Genomic DNA, 22,431 nt, shown 5'->3' with positions numbered 1-22,431 from the left:
GAGGCGGACGGAAAATGGCTCCGCAGACCTCCTAGGCGAACAACGCCAGAAGGGTCCGGCTCGATGCGTTGGCGATGCTAAGCCCTTGCACGGCGAGTTCCCGCTGGGTCTGCAGCGCCTTCGACTTGCTTACCTCCGTCTCGATATCCGCATCGACCAAGACGCCGATGGCACGCTCGTTGGTCTTGACGAGCGCGTCGAGGAACATCCTCTGGCCTTCGACGAGCGTCTTGCCCGCGCCCAGTCGCGTACCGGCATCGGTCACGCTTCCGATGGCCGTTTCGACATCCCGGATGACGTCCAGGAGCGTCGCGTCCCCCAAGGGACCAGTCATATCCGAGACGTCGAGCGTGGCGATCGCGTGGCCGGAGGCGCCGGCCGTGTCGAGCAACCCGCGGACCGGTACCGGCGGACTGCCGTCGCGGCCAACGGCAGAACTGGGGCGAGAGGACACGAAATATTCGCCCCCGACAGCGGACTGACCCGGCGTGAACCCGAAGGCGGCGGCGTCGGGGCCGCCGACCGTGACGTGCGCCGAGGGGCCTTCCAGACTGTTGCTGGCGGAAAACCGGCTTTGGCTGCCATCGTATTGGGCCCACATCGAGAAGCCGGCATCGGTCCGGTTGTCCGCATGGCGCCAGAACATCCAAGCCATCTCGTGGAACGTCACCGAGGTCAGGTCGGCAGGCGGCGGTTGGCTGTTCGCGTCGAAGGTGAAGGTTACCGAGGTCGTGCCGTCGCCGAGCGTGATGCTCTTCGAGTTCGTGCCCGACAGGTCGATGTTCTGATAGGCGTTCGTCGCGGTGGCAAAGGGGCGACTGAAACGAAGATCCGGTGCCGGGGCGACGGCAAGGTCGGCGCTGACATGTCCTACGCTCGGCTGGACCGCCTGCAGGCTGAGCGACGCCGCGGCACCGGTCGCGGTGGTGGCGAAGCTCAGGCGTCCGTCCGCCGTCAGTGCCACGGTAACGTTACCCGTCCCGCCCCATGAGGCGATCTGGGCCTCGATCGCTTCGGTCAGTTCGGCAGGGGTGACCGCCGCCAGATCGGTAACCCGTGACGCCAGGGTTGTCCCGTTCACGCGGATGTCGTTCGATCCGTCCTCCGTGGTCACCCGCAAGCTGACCTCCAGGGGTCCCGTGAAGTCCGCACGCCCGTTGTTTGCGAAGGCGGGGCTCATCGCCAAAGGCAGGGGTCCGGTGATCGTCGCCGGTGTCGGCTCGATCCGGACGAAGGTGGCGCTGGCGTCGTAGAGCTTGAGCGCCTCGATATCGACCGGGAAGGTCGAGAAGGCCACCGTACCCGAGGGCGCGCGGGAGAACCCTGCGACGATGTCCTCGCTTGCGCGGTAGGTGGCGGATCCAGAGTCGACCGAGAGCCAGTTCCGGCCGGCGGATACGGATGTGTCGGCGGTGGCCCGCATCCGGGCCTGGATCGCGGCGACCTCAGTCTGGATCTTGGCCCGGTCGACGCCGGTTGTCAGGGCGGTCTGGAGCGTCGCGCGTAGCGACCGGAGATCGGAGAGGACGCTGTCGAGGCCGGCATAGGCCGTGTCGAACGCCGCGGCACCCAAACCGAGCGTGTCGCCCACCGCGCGCAGCGAGGTGTTGTCGGTTCGGATCGCCGTCGCGATCGACCAGTAGGCCGCGCCGTCCGAGGCGGCCGAGATCCTCTGCCCCGTCGCCAGGCGATTGCCGGTCGTGGCGAGTTGATCCGTGATGCCCTTGAGCGTGCCGAGAGCCGTCAAGGCAGCGGTGTTCGTCGACAGGCTCGTCACAGGCCTTCACTTATTGAATCATGCAGCAGACGTTCGAGACGGCAAACGGCATTCGACGGCCCGACCGACGAACCGATCGCCTCCATCCCCGGCACACGGCATGCGGCAATCACCGGGAAGCCGATCGAGGTGCGGTTGCCGGGCCAGGGCGCTCGACGGTGGAACGCACGCGTTCCTCCGCCAGCTTCTCGAATGCGCGCTTCAGCCCAACGTACCGACCCGTCGGGTGCCCCTTCGGATCGACCGGACGGACATCGTCGATCCTCCACCGGCCGTCCTCCTCGACGAAGGCGACCACGATGCTGCGGTTGAACGACGGCACCGGCGCGTCCTCGTTCGTGTAGTGCAGCGTCGCCGTGGCGGATGCCTCTACCGGATTGGCCGCATCGTCGTATCGCAGGCCGGAAACCTCCGCGACCCTGTCGGGCACGTCGTATCCGAAGCCGAGGATGGTCGGGCCCAGATTGTCCTCGTCCCGCGGAACGGCATCGTAGGCAGCCTTGAAGCCTTTGGAGAGCAGGCCCGTCATGTTGCCGTTCTTCTCCAGACGCATCTGATCGGCGATGAGCCGAACCGGATCGAGCATGGCCCATCGGGCGGCGGACGCATCGGGTCGATCGCTGGGCGTCGTCGGTTTCGCGCTCGGCCTCGGGCCCTGCGCCGGCGCAGGTCCCGCGCTTACCGCCGCGCCGAGGCAAACCAGTACGGCAGCGGCCGGCAGTCCGAGTTTCACGGTACGCATGTCCATCTCCGTACGTTTGCCGGCGCGGGGAAGGTCGTCGTCTCGCCGACTTTGAGGGCGGCTCACCGATCCGCGATTGCGAGGGTTCCGTCCGCCTGCTTGAAGAAGCGCCCCGTGCTCACGCCCTTGTCGATGCCATTGATGGCGAAGCTCATTTCGCAGACGTGGCCGGGCACCCCTATGGCGGGCTTGCATCCGTGGGATTTGAAGGCCGAGAGCATCGGCTCCGGCGGTGGCCGGCTGCCGATCAGGGCCATCCCGGCCACATGGATCTTGTAGGAGGCCATCAACGCGTTCGTGATGGCCTCCCTCATCGCCGATTCCGTCGGCTCGTCGCTGCAGGCCGCGAGCGTCAGGCAGAGCCCCGCTGCGAGGAAGGTTGCACTCTTCATGGGTCGGTGGTCCTGATTTGGAGACGATGCATCCGGACGACCGGACGTGCCGTCGCCGGACGGGGGCGGGTGTCGAGGGGGCGATCGAGGGCGTGGCCGGCGGGCGATGGGACGAGCCCTGCCCGCCGGGTCCGAAGGCCGAGGTTCAGGGCATGGCGATGCGGTAGGTCTTGCGGCCGGTCGGGCAGCAGTGGCTGTCGCCGCGTCGCGGCACGGCGACCGCGAAGGTCGCGGTCCGATCGCCGAAAGTGACCTTGCCCGCCAGCGGGTTCCGGACCTCCGTGAGGGTCCGGAGATGCCGCCAACCCGTCTGGTCGGCCCGGAAGATCGCGGCCGCGGTCGCGGTTGAATTGCCGGTGGGATCCGGCAGGTAGGTCACGAAAGCAATCGCCGTCGATGCGTCCGGCGAGCGCCGAAGTTCGACCTGCGTGTCGACGTCGACCGCGCAGCGACGATCGTTGCCGTTCGGATCGATACAGACGATCGACCGGTCGGTGCCGAACCAGGACCGGACAGCCTCCGGCAGTTCGACGGCGGATGCGGTTCCCGCCTGCAAAAGGAGGAGAATGGCGGCAAGGCCGATCCCGCGAGGGTTAGGTCTCGACATCGTATGCAGCCTCACTCGACCATCGTGAGGGTGCCGTCGGCCGCCTTGAAGAAGCGGCCATTGGCTTTGCTGCCGCGGCTTCCGTTGACCGTCGCCTCGAACTCGCAGCGGTATCCGGCGTCGGGCTGGGCCGGTTTGCAGCCGATCTTTCGAAAATCCTCGATCACGGGCATCGGCTGAGGCTGCCGACGCTGTCCCATCATGGTGGCGGGCGCAGCGGCCTGCTGCCGGGACATGCGGGACATGAAGTCGTTCATGGCCTGCACCATCGCCGCTTCGGTCGGCTCGTCGCTGCAGGCACCGAGAGCCAGGCCGAGCGCGGCCAGCAGGGGAAACACGGGTTTGGGAAGCATGGGACTTGTCCGCCGACGTCGATAAGGGGGCGCGGATGATGGGCGGCGGATGACGGCCGCCCGTGGTTTCGGCGATCAGCGCAGGAGCTGGAGGATGCCCTGATTGGCCTGGTTGGCGAGCGAGAGCGCCGAGATGCCCAGCGACTGCCGGGTCGAGAGGGCCTGCGAGTTGGCGGCCTCCTCGTTCATGTCGGCGTTGGTCAGGTTCGCCGACCCCGTTTCGAGCACGTTGACGAGGTTCTTCGTGAAGTCCTGGCGGGTCTGAACCACCGAGAGGTTCGAGCCGAGGGTCGAGGACAGCGAGTTCAAGGACGTCAGCGCATTGGTCAGCGCGTTGGACGCCTTCGTCAGGTCGGCGTTGTTCTGCACGCCGAAATCCGCGCCCGGCTGCGTCGTCGCGCTGTCGACGAGGCTGCCGATGCCGAGGCCGGAGGCAGTGAGGGCGTCGCCCTGCACGTCGAGCTTGGACTGCGCGCCGCCGGTCTTCTCGTTGAAGACGACCGTGAGCTTGTCGCCGGCCAGCAGGTTGGTGCCGTTGAAGCCGGCGTCCTGGGCGGCCTGGTTGATCTGCGTGCGCAGGTTCTTGAACTGGTCGACCAGGGCCGAACGCTGCGCCGAGGTGCCGCCCCCGGTCACCCCGCTCGTCGTCGCCGTGCCGAACAACAAGGCCGTATCGGTCGAGGAGGCCGCAAACGTGCCCGCGGTGGTCGCGCCGAGGCTGACGGTGAGCGCTTCCGAGCCGCTGCCAGTGACGCTGAGGAGGCCGTTTGAATCGACCGAGGCGTTCGCGATGCCCGACTTGTTGATGGCGTTGACGACGTCGCCGAGGGTGTCGGTCGCGCCGACCGTGTAGGTGTAGACGGCGTTGCCGGCCTTGAGCTGCACCTGATTGGCGGCGCTGGCACTGAGGCCGAGATTGCCGCTGGCGGAACTCGTCGCGGGTCCGGCGGTGCCGAGCACGGTCTTGGCCATGGCGACGTCGCGCTGGCTCTTGCCCGTGGTGCTCGCCTCGCCGGCGGTGCCGAGCGCCACCGTGCCGGAGACCTTCGGCAGGTTGGTCGCCGCGTTCGACTGCGCCTGGCTGACCACCGACTGCAGCTGCTTCACCAGCGAGGTGACGGTGTCGATGCCCTTGGCGGCGGCCTGGATGGTCTGGATGCCGTTGGAGATGCCGTCGAGCAGGCCGGACAGGGCGGTGGAACGGTTCGAGAGGTTCTGGGCGGTGAAGAAGTTCACCGGGTTGTCGAGGGCGGAGTTCACCTTCTTGCCGGTGGCGAGGCGGCCCTGGTTCGTGGCGGCCAGGCCGGCGGTGTCCTGCAGGGACAGCAGGTTCTGCCGCGTCGCGGCGGACAGCGTAATGGCGGATGACATCTCGGGATCCTTCTCCGCTCGACGAGGGGCGTCGAACCGTGAGCAATCCTCGGATCAGCAAGTTTATCACCTCAAAACATTTCAGACCGAACCAACCCGATCTTGTCTACTGCCGTCCGTGTTATGTCTATTTCCGTCCCGATCTGTCTTAAACGAAATTTGAGGCGTGACTTGCTGGATAATGACTTGCTTTTGTCGGCGCTTTGACGCCTGTGTCGCCTCGTCCATCACGACGTTCGACGCATGCAGCCAGAAGTCATAGACCCGCAGATCCCGCTTCTGGGAGACGAGAAGCTACGCCGGGAGGCGTGGGTCGAGACGGTCGCTCCGATCTGGGTTTCGACCCCCGATCGCGACCGGCCGCTTCCCGACGAAGTGCACTTCCGTGCCTGGAAGGTCGGCAGCATCCATCTGTACGGACTACATGCGTCGGCGCAGACCGTGGAGCGGACGGGTCCGCAGATCGCTTCCCACGCGGTCGATCACGTCTACTTCCAGCACCACCTGAACGGGCGCGCCATGATCGACGCTTCTTCGGGCGAGACGCCGATCCACGGCGGAGACATCCTCCTCGTCGATATGGCGCAGCCGGCCTTCGGCCGAGCGTTCACCGGCGTCGATGCGATCAGCCTATGCATCCCGCGGCGGGCCTTCGACGCTCGGGTGGGCGAGGTCGGCGACCTCCACAGGAGCGTCCTCTCGCGACGCGATCGGCCGCTCGTGCGCCTGCTCTCGGACCACATCCGGAACGTTCGGCATTGCCTCGACGGCACGGACGAGGAGCAACGGAACCTGCTCTCGGTGGCGACGGTCGCCCTGTGCAACGCTGCCCTGACCCCAGCATCCGACAGCGGGTACAACCGTCCGGCGGTGGCGGCGATCGAGATCCGGCAGTTCATCGAGGCGAACCTCGACCGGACCGACCTCGGCGTCGAGCTGCTCTGCGCCCGCTTCGGCCTGTCGCGCACGCCGATCTACGCGCTGTTCGAGCCGGAAGGCGGCGTGATGACCTACATCCGTAATCGTCGTCTGGCCCGGGCGATGCGCATCCTCTCCGGCGTGGAAGGCGGCGACGCCCGCCGGATATCGAGCGTGGCCTACGCTTGCGGCTACGAGAACCTGAAGAGCTTCAGCAAGGCATTCCATGCGCGCTACGGCGTGAATCCTCGGGATGTCGACGCATCGTTTCGGGTCGGGTCCCGCTGGGAAACCGGGACGGCGCTGCTGTCCTGGATCAAGGAGCTCTGAGGTGTCGTCGGTCAGCCTGCCGGGACGCTACCTCGACGGATCGGGCGCGGAGCGCGACTGTACGCTTCGCGGCGACACACCCGAGGCGCTGGAGATTGCGGGCGACCGCGCCCCCGTCCCGGGCGAGCGGATCGTCTGCCGCATTCCCGGGCTCGGCCTTCTCACGGGACGCGCGGCGAGGCTTTCGGATGGGACGTTCCACCTCGAACTGGAGGCCGGCCCCGTCCAGAGGGACCGCCTTGCCGCGCGTCTCACATGGCATGCGGGCCAGGCGGATGGAGCATTGGACCGACGAGAGGCTGTCCGGATCACGCCGATGCGGACCGGGGTAGTCGTTGTTTGGGACGGCGCCGAGGTCCACGGGTCCCTACGTGATGTCTCCGCGAATGGGGCATCCGTCGATTTGACGCCTTGTCCCGGGATCGGGACACCGATCGCCATCAACCGGCGTCGGGGCCATGTCGTCCGTCACACCGAGACCGGCATCGGCGTCCGCTTCGTGCTGCCGTTGAGCCCATACGATGTGACCGAGGGCATCGTCCTATGAACTTCCGGTTGGCCGGTGTGGGTGCGATCGCGCGAGCGTAGCTGTCAACGGAGGGGGAGGCCCCAGATGTCGGTGAGCCCCCATAACCTCCAGGCGCGCTCCTTCTCGTAGGCATTCCGCTCCTCGATCCGGGCGATGGCCGCCCGGGCGCGCTCGGTCGCCGACAAGAAGGTTGCCACGGCCGGATGCAGTCCCGAGAGGCGACGGCGCAGGATCAGGGCCCGACCTGTGGGAAGGGCGCGCAGGCGTTCGAGCGCAGGGCCCGCACCGCCGCCGTCACCTCGGCCACCGCCTCCGTCAGGTCCGCCAGCACCTCGATCAGGTCCTCGAATCCCGAGCCTTCCGTCTCGCTCGGCTCCGGCGCCAGCATTCCGACGATCGCCCGCAGCAGCCGATCCTGCGCGTCGAACCGGCGCGCAATTTCCATTCCATCCATGTTCCAATGCCTCCAATGTCAGGCTGCCGATCCGTTCCTTCACGGCGGCGGCCAAGATCCGTTTCCCCTCGAAGCGGCGGGCTGCCGCTCCGATCACGCGCGTCGCGAGGTGCGCGCTGCCGCTCCCGTCGACGATGACGGGGCCCTTGCGCCCGCGCCGCAGATCGAAGCCGCGTGCGCGAAGGGCCGCCACGAAGGTCGGCCCGTCGGCACTCTCGCGCCATGCCGCCAGCGCCGCCCGGCGCACGGCGTCGAGAGGCGTATCGGTGCGTTCCTGCTGCAGCCGCTCGGCGGGCGTGAGCGGAGCGATCGGGCGCGTCCGTTCCAGGCTTCCGGACCGCGTCAGCCAGTCGGCGACGTCGGGGCGTCCCTCGTCGCGGAGGCGCCGGGCGAGGCTCCGGGCGTGTTTTGACGCCACCGGCGCCATACCGAACGCGTGCTCGACGATCCGGCTGATCTTCTCGCGGCGCGGGTAGTCCCAGGCCAGATCGATCACCGAACCGTCGGGCCGGACGAGACCGTAGACGCGATGCTCGTGGTGGCGCCCGTGTTTCACGTGCTCGACACCGCAGAACGGCTGCCCTTCCATGCCGAACTCGGCCTCGAACAGCGCCCACCACCGCGCCCGCGCCGCGGCCTCGTCGGCGATGCCGGCATCCGGGTCGAGGTGGACGTGGTAGATCGGCCGATCGGTCCGGCCGCCGAGCGACAGCGCGACCAGCTCGCGCACCTGGGCCGTGAGGCCGGTGCTGCCGAGGCCGCGTGCGGGGATCACCACGACCGCCTCGTTCTCCGGGTTCAACAGGTGCCGGGCGAGCGCGTCGCCGACGCCTTGGCCGCGCGTGGCCCCGGATATCATCGCCGGGCATGCCGCATCAGCACGGGGATGAGCAGATCCCGCGCCCGGTCGAGCCCGGCGCGGGCGGCCCGCCCGTCGGACAGGGTGATCGCGGCGTTGACCGAGGCGAGCTCTCGCACCGCTGCCGCGATCGCCGTGACCTCTTCCTTGGGCAGGCGCACGGGCCGGCCGCTGTGCGCGTCGACCTCGGATTGCAGCGGCGTCCTCTCCAGGATGAGCCGCCGGACCCATGCGCTGGCGCTCAGCCCCTCGCGGCGGGATGCGACGACGATGGCCCGGGCCAGATCCGGGCTGACCCGGGTGACGAACCGCTGCTGCAGCGTCGGCCGCTTGCCGGACAGCGGGTTGGTGCCCGGTTCCGTTTCGAGCAACGCGGACACCGCGGGATTTTCGGATTTCTCGGACATCGGCACGTCGATTCACGCTGCGGGATTGGGGTTGGATGGGTTCGGAGGAACGGGATGCCGGACCGCCTCGTCGGGCACCGGTTCCGGGCCGCCGCCCTCTCCCTCGCCACGCCGCCGCCTGCGCTCGGCCCGCTGCAGGGCCGCCTTTTGGCGTTCGGCGAGAATGTCCCGGACCAGGGACGGGACGGCCAAGGGGTCGGGCGGCCGATCGCCGTAACGGCGGGCACGCTCGGCAAAGCGGTCGTGCGTGGCGATCGCCCGTTCCCAGAGTTCGATGTCGGCCGTCATCTGGTCGGCCGCGATCATGCGCTCGCGACGCTCGTCGACGTCCGGGCGAGCCCGCCACGCGGATTGCCCGGTCAGGCGCCGGGCATACTGCCATCCCCAGATCTCCGGTCCCATCGCCGCGATCAGCGGATCCAGGTCGGCGGACCGCGCCGTCTCGAACGTGCCCATGGCGAGACGCTGGGCGTACTCGCGTGTCGCGGTCGCGAGCGAGAGGATGCGGATGGAGCCGAACCCTGGCGGCCGGATCGAGCGAGGAGGCGCAGTCGGCGCTCGAACCGGGGCGGGCAGCTCACGGCGGGGACGTAGAACGACCAGTAAAATTTTAGATAAATATCTCAGCATGACAAGTGTGTGCACATTTCTCTAGGACAAAGGTCGAAACAAAATGAAGCACCGGAGTAATGGCCAGGGAAATCGCATGACCATACTGGTGCATCTCGGATTTATCTGACCGCTAAATACAACCTGTGGTAAGCCGCGCTGGGCATGATCCGGCTACCATCGCGCCTGCAACCATCACTGGAAGCTGCGAAGCGCACGAATCGGCCGGGCCGGGTGAATGAAGCCGTATCAGCCACGTAAGGCTCTGCTGAACCGACCGATTCGCCGAATTTTCGGCGCTGAAAAGGCACGGCCGGAGCGAGGATGTTGCAACAGCCATGGCTTGTGTCGCAGCGGCACATCGCGGGCTGGCGCCTCGAATTTGGCGATACCGAAGCGAACGCGGACAATCGGAACTCAACCGAAACGGAGAGCACCGTTGTTTGCACAATTCTTCAAGATACTTGGGCTGGGGCAGCCCGCTCGCCTGCTGGATCGTGGGCGCAAGTCGGGATCCCGGCCGCGTGAAGGCCTCTCGACCGTCCCTGCGGCAAAGTCAGTGGGTCCTGCACGGCCAGCGCATGACAAGTCGCGGCATGCCGACCGGGGCCCGCAGCCGAGGGCGCAGGAAAGAGAGCCAGCCATGGCCGTCGTCACAAGTGACGCCGTCCAGATGCCGCCGCCGCGGGCGGCGTCACCAAGGCTTCCGCCCGTGGACCCGGTGATGCGGCCCGCCGCACACGATGGGATGCGAAACGCCCGGCCCCCGTCTGGGGCACGAACCGTCGTCAGCAGCGGAAAAGCGCATTCGAGAGAGGACTCGGTGCCGACCGATCCCCCCGAACCAATGGGCAATGAGGAGCCGTGCCGGGGTTCGACCGTCCTCGGCCAGGAAGATGAGCCGGACAAACCGGAGCAGATTGTCGCAGGGGAAGAGGGGGCCGGATCTTTAGGCGATCCTTTAACGGTCGTACCCCGGACCGAGCCGGAGAAATCCATTCCTCCTATAGAGACGGCCGCAAAAGCCGACCGTTCGATCGTTGTGCCGGACCCGGATCAACCTGGACTTTTCGACGTTCTGCCAGAGGCTTACGGGCATTCCATGGAGCCGGCGACAAAGGATGGTGCAATCGATCCTTGTCATTCTGAAACCGGCACTGTTTCCGGCGCGACCCCGACGGCTCGCGTCCAGGCTGGACCGCAATCCCTGGACGTTGACTCGATCGGACTGCCTGAGTTCTCTGTCGCCGACGAGCCGGCCAGGCGCTCGACGCGGATGCCTCCGCGGATCGCTGGCCGGCCCCGCGCAGAGGAGTGGACCGATGACGAGCTGCTGACACTGCCCGAGGCGGCCGCCCTGTTCTGGCCGGCCGGCCCGATCACTACGAACACCCTGAGGACAGCCGGCCGTGACGGCAGCCTCGCGATCACCAAGGTCGCGGGCAAGTTCTTCACCACCCCGATGGCGATCCGCCGGATGGGCCTCGACGAGGCCGCCGCGGTGGGGCTGGGCGTGGCGGAAGCCGTCGTGACGTCGCCCGAGGCGGTGTTCCAGATGAAGCTCGCCGAGGCGAAGGCGCTCGGCCGAGAGCGCGCGCGTCCCCGACGCGCGGCGAAGAGATCTGTCGCGCCCGCCGTCAACGGCAGGGCGGGACAGTAAGTCGGCGGACACGGAGCGCGTTAACTTGGCGGAAGACCCGCCCCGCGTCCGCCTCCCGAAACGCCCGCATGCATGCATGCGGGCACGAGATGTCGGACCCTAGAATCATGGCTGAGAAGAAGCAAGCGGGTGCCCTCGGGCACGCCGCCGAGGACATTCGCGTCGCGCTGATGACGACGGCGGCGGCGCTCCCGGAGCCTGAGCGCCGCCGGGGACCCGCGCCGCAGCAGCCGCGCCTGGTTCTGCGCAGTTCGCGGACCGACGCGACGCGGAAGACGATCTACATCCGCGACGGAAAGATCGAGATCTCGACCCGCCTGCCCGAGGGCAGCGAGAGCGAGGCCCAGACCCTGCTCGACCTGTACAGGCTGCAGAAGGGGGCCAAGGAACGCGGCATCGTCGCTCCGAGGATGGTGCCGGTCGCCGCGGTGCTCGCCCATCTCCTCGAAGCGGCCCGCCCCGGGCGGAACGCCACCGACGCTGAGAAGGTGACCTACTCGGCTTTGACGACCCGCCTCGGAACCCTTGCCCGCTACTTCGGGGCCAAGGTTCTCAAGGACGTCACGACCGCGGAGTGCAAGCTCTACATCGAGTGGCGCACGAGCCTGCCGGACGCGAGGTATCGCGAGGGGGCGCCCGACGCTCCCTTGGCGAAGGTGGCCTCGGCACGGGAGGACTTGTTCGAGCTGCGCAAGGCGGTCCGCCTCTACGCCGACGAGCACGCGCTCGCCTGGCACCCGAACGTCCATGTCCCGAAAGCAGGCCCCGGCCGGACCCGTTGGCTGCGGCGATCGGAGGTCGCACGCATCCTCTGGGCGATCCGCGGTCGGGTCTGGGACCCGGCGACAAACACTTGGATGGTCGAGACCGTGACCGGTCCCGACGGCGTGACGGTCACCCGGCACGTCTTGCGTCCGCGCCACATGGTGCTGAACCGCAGGATGCTCCGGCGGTTCGTGGCGGTCGGCCTCTACACCGGGACCCGCAACACCGCGTCGCGAGAGCTGTCGTGGTTGGCCAGCGAGGACGGCGGCTGCCTCGACCTCGACGGGTGCTTCATCCATCGGCGCGGTTTCGGCCGCGATCCGAAGGAAGGTAAGCCCCGCGCGAGTTCGAGGCTGGCGCGGAAATTTGCCGCGATGGCGATTCCGTGGCGCGACGCCGACCTCGCCTTCGGCATCACCCACGTCATCCACCGGCCGGACGGTTCGGCCTACGCCACCAGCCCGAGCTGCATCTGGGATGCCGTCATCGCCGATGCCGGGCTTGGCAAGGAGGTGGTGCCGCACGTCCTGCGGCACACGGCGGCGACCTGGCTGCGGGTGGGGCGGACCGACGTGCGTGCGGCGGCCGACCTGCTCGGCATGAGCGTCCAGGCCGCGGTCCGGATCTACGGGCAGTGGACCCTGGAGGGGCAGGACACCGCCGCGGACGAACTCGGCTACGGCAAGGGCCTGAAGGCCGACGTCTTCGTCGGTGGCAAGACCCGCAAGCCTAGACCGCGTCCTGCGTCGGAAGCGAGGCCGGCGCCGAAGGTCGAGCCCGTGCCAGTGGTCGCGCCGGTGCCGGTGCCCGTGTTCGTGCCGCGCCGACCGACGATGCCGGCAGCGGCACAGATCGAGCCGGCGCAGCCCATCTTCGCGGCCAAGCTCCCGAAGGACGACCACATGACGCGGGATCGCCGTCGGCGCGACCGCAGGATCAGTCGCGAGAGGTCGGCCAAGCAGCTTGCCTACCTGCGGCGTGACGCGCTCACCCTCATCAAGCGCTGAACCACCCTCCGATGGACCCCGGCGTCGAAACGCCGGGGTCCTCCTCCTTGATAGACATCCCACTCGTACGCGCTGCGTCGCGGACCGGCACGGAAGCTACGAAGCGGGCAGGAAGCGACGGACGGCTTCGTGGAACGGGCCGGGCGCCTCTTCCGCAACGAAGTGCCCGCATGCATCGACGAGCACCTCGTTCAGGAGCTCCGCTCGATCCCTCAAGGCGCTGCCAAGCCGGCCGGCGACGCTCTGGCGTCCCGCCACGGCTAGCACCGGCATCGCGAGCTTCCTCTTGCCGAACGAGGCCATGAGGGCGGCATCCCGGGGCAGGGCCCGATAGTAGTCGAACCCCGCCGTCATCCCGCCGGGCGTAGCGTAGTGCCGGGCATACTCGGTGACGGCAGCCTCCGTGACCGCATCCATGCGGTGCGACCATGCCCGGATCTGCGCCCGGATGTAGTCCCGCTCCCGCCCGGCTGTCAGCATCTCGGGGATGTCGGGCGCCATGTGGAAGCCGTAGTGCCACGCGCCTCCCTGCAGCGCATCGGCATTCTCGGTCCCGGGCAACAGGCAATCGACCAGGACGAGGCGGGAGACCCTGTCCGGGTGGAGGTGTGCCAGGACGTAGGCGGCCTTGCCGCCCATGTCGTGACCGATGACGGCGGCACTCCCGCCCGCCTCATGGTCGATCAGAGCCTTGATGTCCTCGGCGACCGTGCGCTTGTCGTAGCCAGACGCGGTACGCTCGGACAGGCCGAGGCCCCTGAGGTCGGGTGCGATCACCGTGAAGCGATCCGCGAAGGTGCGCATCGTCTCCGACCACGAGAACCACGTCTGCGGCCACCCGTGCAGCAGCACCAGCGCCGGACCCGATCCGGCGATGACGTAATGCAGCCGTACCCCGTTCAGCGTCGCGAAGCGGCTCTCCGCGCCAAGCGGCAGGGGTGTGTTCCGGGCCGCCTCGTCCCCGACCGGGGACAATCCGGGAACGGCCCCCGCACCGCCCGGAGCGACGACCAATCCTGCGAACGGGGCGCCGGCGGCAAGGCGAAGAAGCGTACGGCGATGGATCGGCATCGGGTCTCTCCCAGCGATGGCGCTGAGGACGATTGGCCAGTCCTGACCGAGGGTCTACGTTCGGCTCGGGTACCGATCCCATAACCGGAAGGCATGGATGGATCTCACCGCCGCCCTGCGCGCCTTCATCCGCACCGTCGAACGGGGTTCCGTCACCGCCGCCGCCCGCGACCTCGGGGTCTCGCAGCCGGCCGTCAGCAAGCTGCTCCGGAACCTGGAGGCGCATGCCGGCGCACGCTTGTTCGAACGGCACTCCCGCGCGCTTCGGCCGACCGTGCCGGGGGCGAGGCTCTACGATGCCGTCCAAGGTCCGCTCTCGGCGATCGACGCGGCCATCGAGAGCGTGCGCGACGACGGAGGCGCAGTTCGGGGCAGTCTGCGCCTGCACGGGCCTGTCTGCCTCGGCGAGCGGCGGGTGCACGCGATCGTCATGGCGTTCCAGGAGCGGCACCCCGACGTGTCGGTTCGCCTGACGCTGGAGAACCGGCATGCCGACCTCGTTCACGAGGGCATCGATCTGGCCATTCGCGCAGGTCGACCGACGGGGGAGGACATCGTGATGCGCCGGGTCGGCTTGATCCAGCGCATCCTCGTCGCGACGCCGGCCTACCTGGACCGATGCGGTGCGCCGCGTGAGCCGGAATGCCTGCTCCGGCACGCCGTGCTGGCGACCGATACGGTGCTGGGCCGCGACGGCAGCCTCACCCTGTTGCGGGGAGGGGAGGCGACGGAGATCCGCGTGGCCCCGATCCTGACCACCAACAACGCGCAGGTGCTCGTCGATGCGATCCTCGCCGGCCGCGGCGTCGGGACGGCGCAGGTCCAACTGGTGGAGGAGGCTCTGTCGGACGGGCGGCTGGTGCGGGTCCTTCGGGAGCACGAGATCCGATCGACCGAGCTGTACGTGGCCTATCCCTCGGCCCGGTTCCTGCGCCCGGCGGTCCGAGCGTTCATCGACTTCGCGATCCCTCGGCTGCAGGCCATCAGGGGCATCGTCTCCGGCCCTGCGCAGGTCCTGACGGACGGCCATTAAACATGAAGGGGGCCCGAGATGGGCCCCCTTCATGTTTAGAGATTGCGTCCTAGACGCCAGTTTCCTTGATGCGACCGATCATCAACCCGTCTCCCTGCTAAGGTCTATCATCATGATAAACCGTGAAATAATCAACGTGCCCTTACGTCTCAAGCCCTTATGCGTCGGCATTCGGAAAACCCAATCGGAAAGCGAAGGCCGCTTTGCCAGGTGGCTTGTTGACCATGTCGGCGACCTTGAGTTTTTTGAGATAGCCGAGGCGTAAGCTTTCCGCGTGAGGCGCATCAACCGTGACCGGCACGGACATCCCAGGGGTATTCCCTTCGTAAACCACCTCGATGCGCACCACCTTCGCGAATCGGTTGGGCTCGAACTGATGCGTCTCAGAGAGAGAATACCATGCCTGCGACACGACCTCCACGGTCGACGAGCCGCCGCTAGGGATCTCAATGGTTTCGACGTGGGTAAACTCGACACCCGACTTGATCGGCATTGGATGCTGAAGGCGGTTTACGCCACCGACCGAAAACGACAGGAGTTCTCCGACCTGATCCATCGACGGATTGAGGGGATCGGGTATGAGCGTGATAGCTGCCCTATCGGTCGCAGATAGGTCGTCATAGAAATTCCGCGTCACCGTCCTGTGCTCGACCCGGATCCTGGCGGCTTTCCTGTCATGGTCGAATTCTTGGATGCGATAGGTTCTGACCACTTCTTCGGCGTAGTATCCAATCGAGCGGATCGTCTCAGTGATGTAATCCACCGCAGCGTCCTGGCGCCCCCCGAAAAGGATGCGCACGCGTCGGCTGAACTCGTCCTTCTCCGGCCGGTAGATGCTGACGACGATGCCAGCAACCCCTAGAAGGGCGAAGAAAGCGAGGTTGGCCGTCCACGAAGCGTAGTAGGACGCCCAGAAGCTCGAAGCCCCCCCTGCCTTCGACCATCGCCCGAACAAGGCAGTCACGAAAACCGCCACGAGGGTCGCCGCTGCGACGAAGAGCAAACGTCGGTCCGAGGTGAACTCGCGGATCAACCGAACGGATTTTTCCTGTAGATGACCACCGTCAGCTCCCTTCCTGGCGATCCGGTATCCCGCCGCAGAACCGACCATGACGGCGAAGCCGATGGCGACTGCCCATTCCCAGGAGGCAAAAACAGACGGCAGCAGTTCGATGGCGGTGACGATGGCGGAGGTCGCTAGGAGGGCAGGAACAATTCGGAACGGCCTACTCGTGAAGTGCGCGTAGACGTAGCACGCCATGACGGCGCCCAACGTGAAGAGCGCGAACCATTGCCTGATGAGTGCCCCGTCCATGGCCATCTTTTTCCGTCGACCGAGCCCCGCAGGATCGCGCGGGCGACGGCTGGGGATACCTTCTAAGGTCAACCTAGGATTGACGTCCAGGGCTTGTCCGCCGACGGGATAGCACGTGCCGTTATGGCAGGATTCGCCATTCAGCTGCCTGCCCTCCGAAAGCTGTTCTTTCAGGGAACGACCCCTCGCACTATGTTGGGAGTAGGCAAGTCTTGCAGACCGCTTCGCGAGATGTAATCCCCGTGAAACCGGCGTGCTGAAGGGTGGATTACGTGCAAGTCTCTGTCGTGGCTACGGAAACGGCCCTCAGCATCTCCCTGATAGGGCTGCGCGGCGAGAACCGCCTCGGCCTCCCGCGGCTCCTGATCCGGCACGGGTCTGCGCGCCCGCCCGCCCGGCTCCACCAGCCGCACGCCTGGATCGTAGACCTTCTGGTTCTTGGCGATCCCCACCGCCCAGGTCAGCCCGCGCGCGTCGAGGCCATGCCGGAACACGGCGCTACCGCCATAGCCGGCATCGGCCAGCACCACACCGAAGCGGACGCCCTCGGCCCGTAGGCGGTCGAGTTCGGCAAGCGCGATCTCGCCCTTGCTCTGTGGCACCACCGCCGCCTCGGGCACACCCGCCCGCTCGCACCGCTTCGGGTCGGCGACCCACTCCTCCGGCAGGAACAGGTGCAGGGCGACCGGCACGGGCACCTCGCCCCGCGCCAGGGTGAGGGAGACAAGCGACTGGCAGTTGGCCTTCTTGCCCAGCGCTCCGCAGTACTGGCGCGCCACGCCCACCGAGCGCGTGCCCTTCTTCGGCAGGGCCGTGTCATCGATCACCAGGCAGGCGTCGGATCCGCCGACCAGCCGGTCCGCGGAGTGGGCCAACTCTGTCCAGAGCGGGCTGTCGTCCCAGGCCGGGCTGGCGATGAAGTGCTGCAACTGGTCGTGGCCCGAAAGCCCCAGACGCGCTGCCATCGGCTGCAGGCTCTTGCGATCCCCGGGACCAAGCAGGCCACGCAGGTACAGTGGCGCCCAGGTCCGCCGCGTCTTGCGTCCCATCGCAGCCAGGAACGGGGCTAGCCATGCATCGAGGTCCGGCCCCGACGATCTCTCGGCCATGTCTGTCTCCCACAGTGACACCGCAGGATCAGAACGCCCAATGACCCTCAAAGTGCCCAGGTAGTGTTAGAGCGTGTTATGGACCTGTCATGAGCTTTTCAGCTTGCCTGAGCATGAGGCAGACGAAGGCAACCCTGTGAAGTCCGGCCAATGTGCTGGCGTAGCGCTCGTAATCCTTGACCAAGCGCCGACAGCGGGTGGCCCAGGCAAACGAGCGCTCCACCACCCACCGGCGCGGCAGCGGGACAAAGCCGCGCTTGGCCTCGGGCGCCTTGACCACCTCCAGGTCGATGCCTTGGGCGCTCGCGGCGGCGGCCGGCTTGGGCCCCGAATAGCCCTTGTCGACAAAGGCCAACGCGACGCTGTCGCCCGCCTCCGCCTGAACCTCGGCCGCCAGCCGGCCGACCTCGGCCCGGTCGTCGACATCGGCGGGCGTCACGTGCCGCGCCACGACATGGCCCGGCGTGTCCCCTGCCCGATGCACCTTCGCCCCCCGCTTGCGCTTGGCCCCGTCGTAGCCGGCCCGCTCGCCGCTCTCGGGCGAGGAGCGCAACGTCCGGCTGTCGAGAATCACCGCCGAGGGCTCCGGCTCCCGCTCCGCCGCCCTGCGCAGCACCGCCCGAAGGTCGCCCGCCACCGCCACGAAGCTGTCGGCCGCCAGCCAGCGCTGCGTCTGCTGGTAGACGGCCGCCCACGGCGGCAGATCGTGCGGCATGAACCGCCAGGGCGCCCCCGTCTTCACGATGTAGCGCAGACCGTTGAACACCTCGCGCAGCTCGTGGTCGCGCTGAGCCGAGTCCTCTCGCAGCAGCGCGAGGTAGGGCGCCACCAGCGCCCATTCTTCATCAGACACGTCGGACGGATAGGCGCGGCGATCAGAAGGCATCATCCGCAACGCCAATCCTGCTCATCAGTTCATAACACGCTTAGGCCGGGACCGTCTTTCGCAAGAGGACGTTGTGGCGCGCGTCAGCCGTGCTAGATCGCGCCGGTCGAGCACGGCGGTGTCAGTGGGGGACTGTGACGACGATCTTCCCGAACTGCTCGTTCGACTCCAAGTAGACATGTGCCTGAACGATCGCGTCGAGCGAGAAAGTTTTCGCAATGATTGGCTCGAGCCCCCCGTCGGCGAGCCCGTCCTCAATAAAGGCCGCGGCGCGGGCCAGCCGCTCCGGGTCCCGAACGAACTCGAACAGGGTGTAGCCACGCAGCGTGAGAGCCTTCTGCAGCGCGGCGATGATCGGAAATGGTGTGGGTGCGGTCGCGAGGGCACCGTAGATCAGCATGACGCCGCGGTGGCTCATCGCCTGGGCCAGCGCCGCGGCCTGAGGGCCACCGACCGGGTCGAACACGAGGCGCGCGCCCTTGCCGCCCGTCGCATCGTTGACCGCGGCGCCGATCTCCTGCTCGGACGTGACGACAACATGCGCGGCGCCCGCCTTAACCAACGCCGCCGCCTTGGCACGCGTCCGGGTCGTTGCGATCGGGACCGCGCCGACGCTGTTCGCGATCTGGATCGCCGCGAGTCCGACACTTGAGGACGCCGCCGAAATGATGACCGCGTCGCCGCGCCCGAGACGACCGATGTCGATGAGGGCCCCCCACGCCGTGAGGTAGGCCATCCACACCGCCGCCGACTCAATCGTTGAGACGCCGGTCGGGCGTTGGAGGACAGCGTAGGCCGGAACGATGGCCGTGTCGGCGTAAACGCCGTAATCGTTCATGGAGAAGGCCGGGATGACGCTGACGGAATCGCCCGGCGCAAACCCGTCGACGCCGTCTCCCAAGGCCTCGATGATCGCGGAGGCTTCGTAGCCGAGGCGCGCGGGCAGGCGCGGGTCTTCAAGGTAGGTGCCAGACCGGAACATCGCCTCGGCGCGATTGAGACCGATCGCCTCGATGCGGACGCGCATCTCTCCGCGCTGCGGATCGCCGACCGGGAGATCATCGAACTGCATCACGTCCGGCCCGCCGGTCCGATGAAACCTGACCACGCGCGCCATGGCGACGTCTCCTTCAATGCTCGCGCCTCGGCGCGCGTGAGGGACGCAGCAATCGCCCGGCGCAGAGGCCGGGCGAAGCCGATCCTACGGGCTCCCTCCGGTCCCTGCCGATGGGCGCTGACGCGCGCGGCAGGGACTCGGCTCGACACGGGCTCGGCGCGGCACGGGCGCGGCGCCCTCCGATGTCTCAGGCCGCCAGTTTCGTCGTGTTGTGCGGATCGATGACGAACTTCTTGGGCGCCCCCTGATCGAAGATCCGGTACGCTTCAGTCGCCCGTTCGAGCGGGATGACCTCGACGTTCACGACCTTGCCGAGATAGGGCATGCGATCCCAGAGGATCGCCATCATCAGATCGCGGTTGTAGTGCATGATGGGGGCTTGGCCGGCCGAGATATGCGGCGACTTGATCCAGGCCTTGCCGAAGTCGATCCGATACCGCCCGGCTTTGGCGTCGTCGTCGATGGCCTGGGGATCCCCCGGCGTGTAGATTCCGGGCGCTCCGACGGCGCCGTTGGCGCGAACGACCTCGACCATCGCGTTGAGGACGGCAGCCGGATCCTCTCCGGCGCCGGGCCCGTTCCCGTGTGCCTCGAAGCCGACGGCGTCGACGCCGCAATCCACCTCCCGTGCGCCGAGGATCGCCTCGATCTGGTCGGCGAGCGGCGTTTCGGAGGACAGATCGACGGTCTCATACCCGGCGCTCTTCACGAGGGCGAGACGCTCGCTGTTGATGTCGCCGACGATGATGCAGGAGGCGCCCAGCAGCTGAGCAGAGGCGGCGGCACACCTGCCGACGGGTCCTGCACCCGCGATATAGACTGTCGAACCGTATTTGACGCCTGCCTGGATGCAGCCGTGAAAGCCCGTGGGCAGAATGTCGGAGAGCAAGGTCAAATCCTTGATCTTCGCCAGCGCCTGATCCTTGTCGGGGAAGCGAAGCAGGTTCCAGTCGGCGTAGGGAACCATGAGATAGTCGGATTGTCCGCCCTGCCAGCCGCCGAGATTGAATCCGTAGGCGCCGCAATCGACCGCATCGTTGACGTTCATGCAGGTGTCGGTATGGCGCTCCTTACAGTTGCGGCACCGCCCGCATGAGACGTTGAACGGGACCGAGCAGAGGTCGCCTTTCCTGATGAAATGCACATCGGGCCCGGTCTCGATCACCTCGCCCGTCATCTCGTGGCCGAGCACCATGCCGGAGGGGGCGGGGAACCGGCCGCGGTAGATATGCTGGTCGCTGCCGCAGATGTTGGTGGTGACGATCTTGAGGATCGCCCCGTGCGGCGTCGCGTTACCCTTGGGATCGACGAGCTTCGGAAAATCGAAGGTTTGAAGCTCGACCTTTCTCGGCCCCATATACGTGATGACCCGATTGCTGGATGCCATGACGGATGTTCCTTCCTCATTTCAGGACGGGTCAATCGTCTCCGATCGGCCCGCGGCGGCGTCTCAGGGCAGCTTCGCCGCCAGCACGTCGAGCTTCTCGATCTGCGGGGCTGTGGCGAACAGATCGGAGGCCCTCTCCATCAGGGCCGACGCCACACGGCCGGAGAGGTGGGCTTGCCGTGCGGCTTCGTCGGGAAACGCGTCGAAGATCCCGAAGGTCGACGGGCCCAGACGCAGGCCGAACCACGCGACGGTTCCGGGCTCGTCCTGCACGACGGGCAGACTGTCCCGCAGAAACGTCTCGACCGCCGCTTCCTGTCCGGGCTTGGCGTTCAGGATGACGAAAAGTGCAAATTTGGCCATCGGCCTGTTCCTTCCGGAGAGTCTCAGACAACGCAGACGTGACCGCCGCGCCGGGCCCGCATTGGACGGGGTCCGGCGCTCCTCCAGTCGCCGACGGCGGTCGCGCTCCGGCCGCGGGCGCGATCGACGAGGGGTGCGGTCGGGACGGTGGCGCTCACCACGAACAGGCTCGCGATGGCGCTCTAAAGCCGTTCATCCACCAGTTCTGGACCGGCGCATGGTCCACGCCTGCGGCCCCGGCCGATTGCCGAACCGGCCCGTGCGGGGAGCCTCCACCCACCCGATGCGACCGTATCGTCCGGCGCGTGGGGGAAGGACCGGCCGTGATCCGGCCTCTTCAATGCGGCGTGGTCTGTTCGGGAGCCTTGTCCTGCTGGTCGACTTCGGTGCCGTTCTGACGGGGGACGCCTTCGGATCCGGAGGCCTGGCCGGTGTCGGAGCCCCGAACCTGCACGCGGCGCGCCCGCTGCTGCGCCTCGGTCTTCGGCAACGTGATCGTCAGCACCCCGTTCTCGACCCGAGCCTCGACCCGTTCAGGATCGACCCGGAACGGCAGCGCAAGGGCGCGCTGGAACGTGCCGAACACGCGCTCGCTCACATGGGTGCTCTGTCGGTCTTCCTGGCGCTCGATCTCCTTGACGGCGCGAATGACCAGGGTGTCCTCGTCGATCGTCACCTCGACATCCGCCTCGCGCGCGCCGGGCACCTCGGCGGTGATGCGCACCGCGTGCGCCGTTTCGGTGATGTCGATGTCCGGGACGAGGATTGCGGCACCCACAGGGCTGGAGGCACCCGCGGTTCCGGCACCCGCCCCTGGCGCGTCCTCGAGAAGGCGGTTCATGTCGTGGTAGAGGGCGAGAAGCGGCGTGAACAACGGGCCCGGCATGCCGTGGCGCGTCGAACGGCTCGACCTCTGGAAGGCTCCTGGTCCGCGAGACATGATATCGATTCTCCCTGTGGACTGGCAGAATTGGTCCGGCTGGGGTTGGATTAGCCGGTCAGCCGCGAAGCGGCCCTGACGCCGGTCAGTTCGGCGTCAGGATCGGCCCTGCGCCGCGCAGGCCTCGACAATCTCCCGGCGGACGAGGTCGGGCTGCGCCCGCAAGGCCCGCACAATCGCCTGCAGCACATGCCGCAAGCCGCCGACCTGATCGATGAGGTCGAGCACGACCGGGATGCCGTCGTCGTTGATCCCGAGATCGTGCTGGAGATCTCCGATCAGTTGGGCCCTGGCCACATCGATCTCGAAATAGTGCCAGACGCCCTCCCGGAACGTGGGTCGAAGCCAGCCGCTTTCGAGCCAGATCTCGAGCGTGCCGGGGTTCAGGTCCGACCGAGCCTGGAATTCGTGCGCGTCCATATCGTCCCCT

General features: G+C 67.4%; 22 protein-coding genes and 1 pseudogene. 5 read left to right on the top strand and 18 right to left on the bottom strand.

Annotated features, from left to right (window positions below):
* Window positions 1-31 precede the first annotated feature (31 nt).
* The 6 genes from Y590_RS00765 to Y590_RS00740 form a co-directional block, all read right to left on the bottom strand.
* Complete coding sequence (locus Y590_RS00765; RefSeq protein ID WP_060768223.1) at window positions 32-1,777, bottom strand: flagellin N-terminal helical domain-containing protein; 1,746 nt, start codon at window positions 1,775-1,777, stop codon at window positions 32-34.
* A 109-nt stretch (window positions 1,778-1,886) separates the two neighbouring features.
* Window positions 1,887-2,363 (bottom strand): hypothetical protein, encoded by a 477-nt coding sequence (locus Y590_RS00760; RefSeq protein WP_060768222.1) that lies wholly within the window; start codon window positions 2,361-2,363, stop codon window positions 1,887-1,889.
* A gap of 218 nt (window positions 2,364-2,581) precedes the next feature.
* Window positions 2,582-2,911, bottom strand: coding sequence for a hypothetical protein (locus tag Y590_RS00755; protein ID WP_060768221.1), 330 nt, complete (start codon window positions 2,909-2,911; stop codon window positions 2,582-2,584).
* A 145-nt stretch (window positions 2,912-3,056) separates the two neighbouring features.
* Window positions 3,057-3,533, bottom strand: a complete 477-nt coding sequence (locus Y590_RS00750) for a hypothetical protein (protein ID WP_210172755.1) — start codon at window positions 3,531-3,533, stop codon at window positions 3,057-3,059.
* Window positions 3,530-3,871, bottom strand: a complete 342-nt coding sequence (locus tag Y590_RS00745) for a hypothetical protein (RefSeq protein ID WP_060768219.1) — start codon at window positions 3,869-3,871, stop codon at window positions 3,530-3,532. Before Y590_RS00745 ends, Y590_RS00750 begins: the two co-directional genes overlap by 4 nt.
* Before the next feature lie 75 nt (window positions 3,872-3,946).
* Entirely contained in the window at window positions 3,947-5,242 is a 1,296-nt protein-coding gene (locus Y590_RS00740) for a flagellin N-terminal helical domain-containing protein (RefSeq protein WP_060768218.1), read from the bottom strand.
* Between the two features lie 243 nt (window positions 5,243-5,485).
* Between Y590_RS00740 and Y590_RS00735 the strand changes: the two genes are divergently transcribed.
* Together Y590_RS00735 and Y590_RS00730 are read left to right on the top strand one after the other, a co-directional pair.
* A complete protein-coding gene (locus Y590_RS00735) occupies window positions 5,486-6,490 on the top strand; it encodes a helix-turn-helix domain-containing protein (RefSeq protein WP_060768217.1) in 1,005 nt (334 codons plus the stop codon).
* A gap of 1 nt (window position 6,491) precedes the next feature.
* The gene (locus Y590_RS00730) at window positions 6,492-7,037 is read left to right on the top strand and encodes a PilZ domain-containing protein (protein WP_060768216.1); all 546 of its coding nucleotides are present in this window, start codon (window positions 6,492-6,494) and stop codon (window positions 7,035-7,037) included.
* Between the two features lie 44 nt (window positions 7,038-7,081).
* On the opposite strand, the gene Y590_RS00725 is transcribed toward Y590_RS00730, so the two are convergent.
* From Y590_RS00725 to Y590_RS00715, 3 genes are read right to left on the bottom strand one after another with little or no spacing between them, the layout of a single operon-like run.
* Window positions 7,082-8,332 (bottom strand): relaxase/mobilization nuclease domain-containing protein, encoded by a 1,251-nt coding sequence (locus Y590_RS00725; RefSeq protein WP_201026760.1) that lies wholly within the window; start codon window positions 8,330-8,332, stop codon window positions 7,082-7,084.
* Window positions 8,329-8,739 carry a hypothetical protein gene (locus Y590_RS00720; RefSeq protein WP_060768215.1) on the bottom strand — a complete coding sequence of 137 codons (411 nt, stop codon included), beginning with the start codon at window positions 8,737-8,739 and terminating at the stop codon, window positions 8,329-8,331. The genes Y590_RS00725 and Y590_RS00720 overlap by 4 nt, the downstream gene beginning before the upstream one ends.
* A gap of 12 nt (window positions 8,740-8,751) precedes the next feature.
* Complete coding sequence (locus tag Y590_RS00715; RefSeq protein WP_060768214.1) at window positions 8,752-9,195, bottom strand: hypothetical protein; 444 nt, start codon at window positions 9,193-9,195, stop codon at window positions 8,752-8,754.
* Window positions 9,196-10,171: 976 nt separating this feature from the next.
* Here Y590_RS00715 and Y590_RS26165 point away from each other — a divergent pair.
* Together Y590_RS26165 and Y590_RS00705 are read left to right on the top strand one after the other, a co-directional pair.
* Complete coding sequence (locus tag Y590_RS26165; RefSeq protein ID WP_144439898.1) at window positions 10,172-11,008, top strand: hypothetical protein; 837 nt, start codon at window positions 10,172-10,174, stop codon at window positions 11,006-11,008.
* Between the two features lie 107 nt (window positions 11,009-11,115).
* The gene (locus Y590_RS00705; protein ID WP_060768212.1) at window positions 11,116-12,780 is read left to right on the top strand and encodes a site-specific integrase; all 1,665 of its coding nucleotides are present in this window, start codon (window positions 11,116-11,118) and stop codon (window positions 12,778-12,780) included.
* 96 nt (window positions 12,781-12,876) lie between these two features.
* Here Y590_RS00705 and Y590_RS00700 read toward each other — a convergent pair whose 3' ends face one another.
* Entirely contained in the window at window positions 12,877-13,851 is a 975-nt protein-coding gene (locus Y590_RS00700) for an alpha/beta fold hydrolase (protein ID WP_083530718.1), read from the bottom strand.
* A gap of 97 nt (window positions 13,852-13,948) precedes the next feature.
* On the opposite strand from Y590_RS00700, the gene Y590_RS00695 reads away from it, so the two are divergent.
* Complete coding sequence (locus Y590_RS00695; RefSeq protein ID WP_060768211.1) at window positions 13,949-14,884, top strand: LysR family transcriptional regulator; 936 nt, start codon at window positions 13,949-13,951, stop codon at window positions 14,882-14,884.
* A 157-nt stretch (window positions 14,885-15,041) separates the two neighbouring features.
* Here the strand turns inward: Y590_RS00695 and Y590_RS00690 are convergent, their stop codons facing one another.
* The 8 genes and pseudogenes from Y590_RS00690 to Y590_RS00655 form a co-directional block, all read right to left on the bottom strand.
* Window positions 15,042-16,199: a hypothetical protein gene (locus tag Y590_RS00690; RefSeq protein ID WP_144439896.1), complete on the bottom strand. Its 1,158-nt coding sequence runs from the start codon at window positions 16,197-16,199 to the stop codon at window positions 15,042-15,044.
* A gap of 317 nt (window positions 16,200-16,516) precedes the next feature.
* Window positions 16,517-17,308, bottom strand: a pseudogene (locus Y590_RS00685) (IS701 family transposase); the annotation flags it as partial.
* Window positions 17,309-17,384: 76 nt separating this feature from the next.
* Window positions 17,385-18,194 (bottom strand): IS5 family transposase, encoded by an 810-nt coding sequence (locus Y590_RS00680; RefSeq protein WP_060772095.1) that lies wholly within the window; start codon window positions 18,192-18,194, stop codon window positions 17,385-17,387.
* A 121-nt stretch (window positions 18,195-18,315) separates the two neighbouring features.
* Entirely contained in the window at window positions 18,316-19,311 is a 996-nt protein-coding gene (locus Y590_RS00675) for a zinc-dependent alcohol dehydrogenase family protein (protein ID WP_060768209.1), read from the bottom strand.
* Window positions 19,312-19,498: 187 nt separating this feature from the next.
* Window positions 19,499-20,698 (bottom strand): alcohol dehydrogenase catalytic domain-containing protein, encoded by a 1,200-nt coding sequence (locus Y590_RS00670; protein ID WP_060768208.1) that lies wholly within the window; start codon window positions 20,696-20,698, stop codon window positions 19,499-19,501.
* Between the two features lie 63 nt (window positions 20,699-20,761).
* A complete protein-coding gene (locus Y590_RS00665; protein WP_060768207.1) occupies window positions 20,762-21,061 on the bottom strand; it encodes a putative quinol monooxygenase in 300 nt (99 codons plus the stop codon).
* A 337-nt stretch (window positions 21,062-21,398) separates the two neighbouring features.
* On the bottom strand, window positions 21,399-21,947 hold the full coding sequence (locus tag Y590_RS00660; RefSeq protein ID WP_060768206.1) for an Hsp20/alpha crystallin family protein: 549 nt from the start codon (window positions 21,945-21,947) through the stop codon (window positions 21,399-21,401).
* A 150-nt stretch (window positions 21,948-22,097) separates the two neighbouring features.
* Window positions 22,098-22,421: a chaperone modulator CbpM gene (locus Y590_RS00655; protein WP_060768205.1), complete on the bottom strand. Its 324-nt coding sequence runs from the start codon at window positions 22,419-22,421 to the stop codon at window positions 22,098-22,100.
* Between the last annotated feature and the right edge of the window lie 10 nt (window positions 22,422-22,431).

It is taken from the genome of Methylobacterium sp. AMS5, assembly GCF_001542815.1.
Lineage (GTDB): Bacteria > Pseudomonadota > Alphaproteobacteria > Rhizobiales > Beijerinckiaceae > Methylobacterium.
The sequence above is the reverse complement of the archived record's forward strand: the minus strand, read 5'-3'. Positions and strand labels throughout refer to the sequence as shown.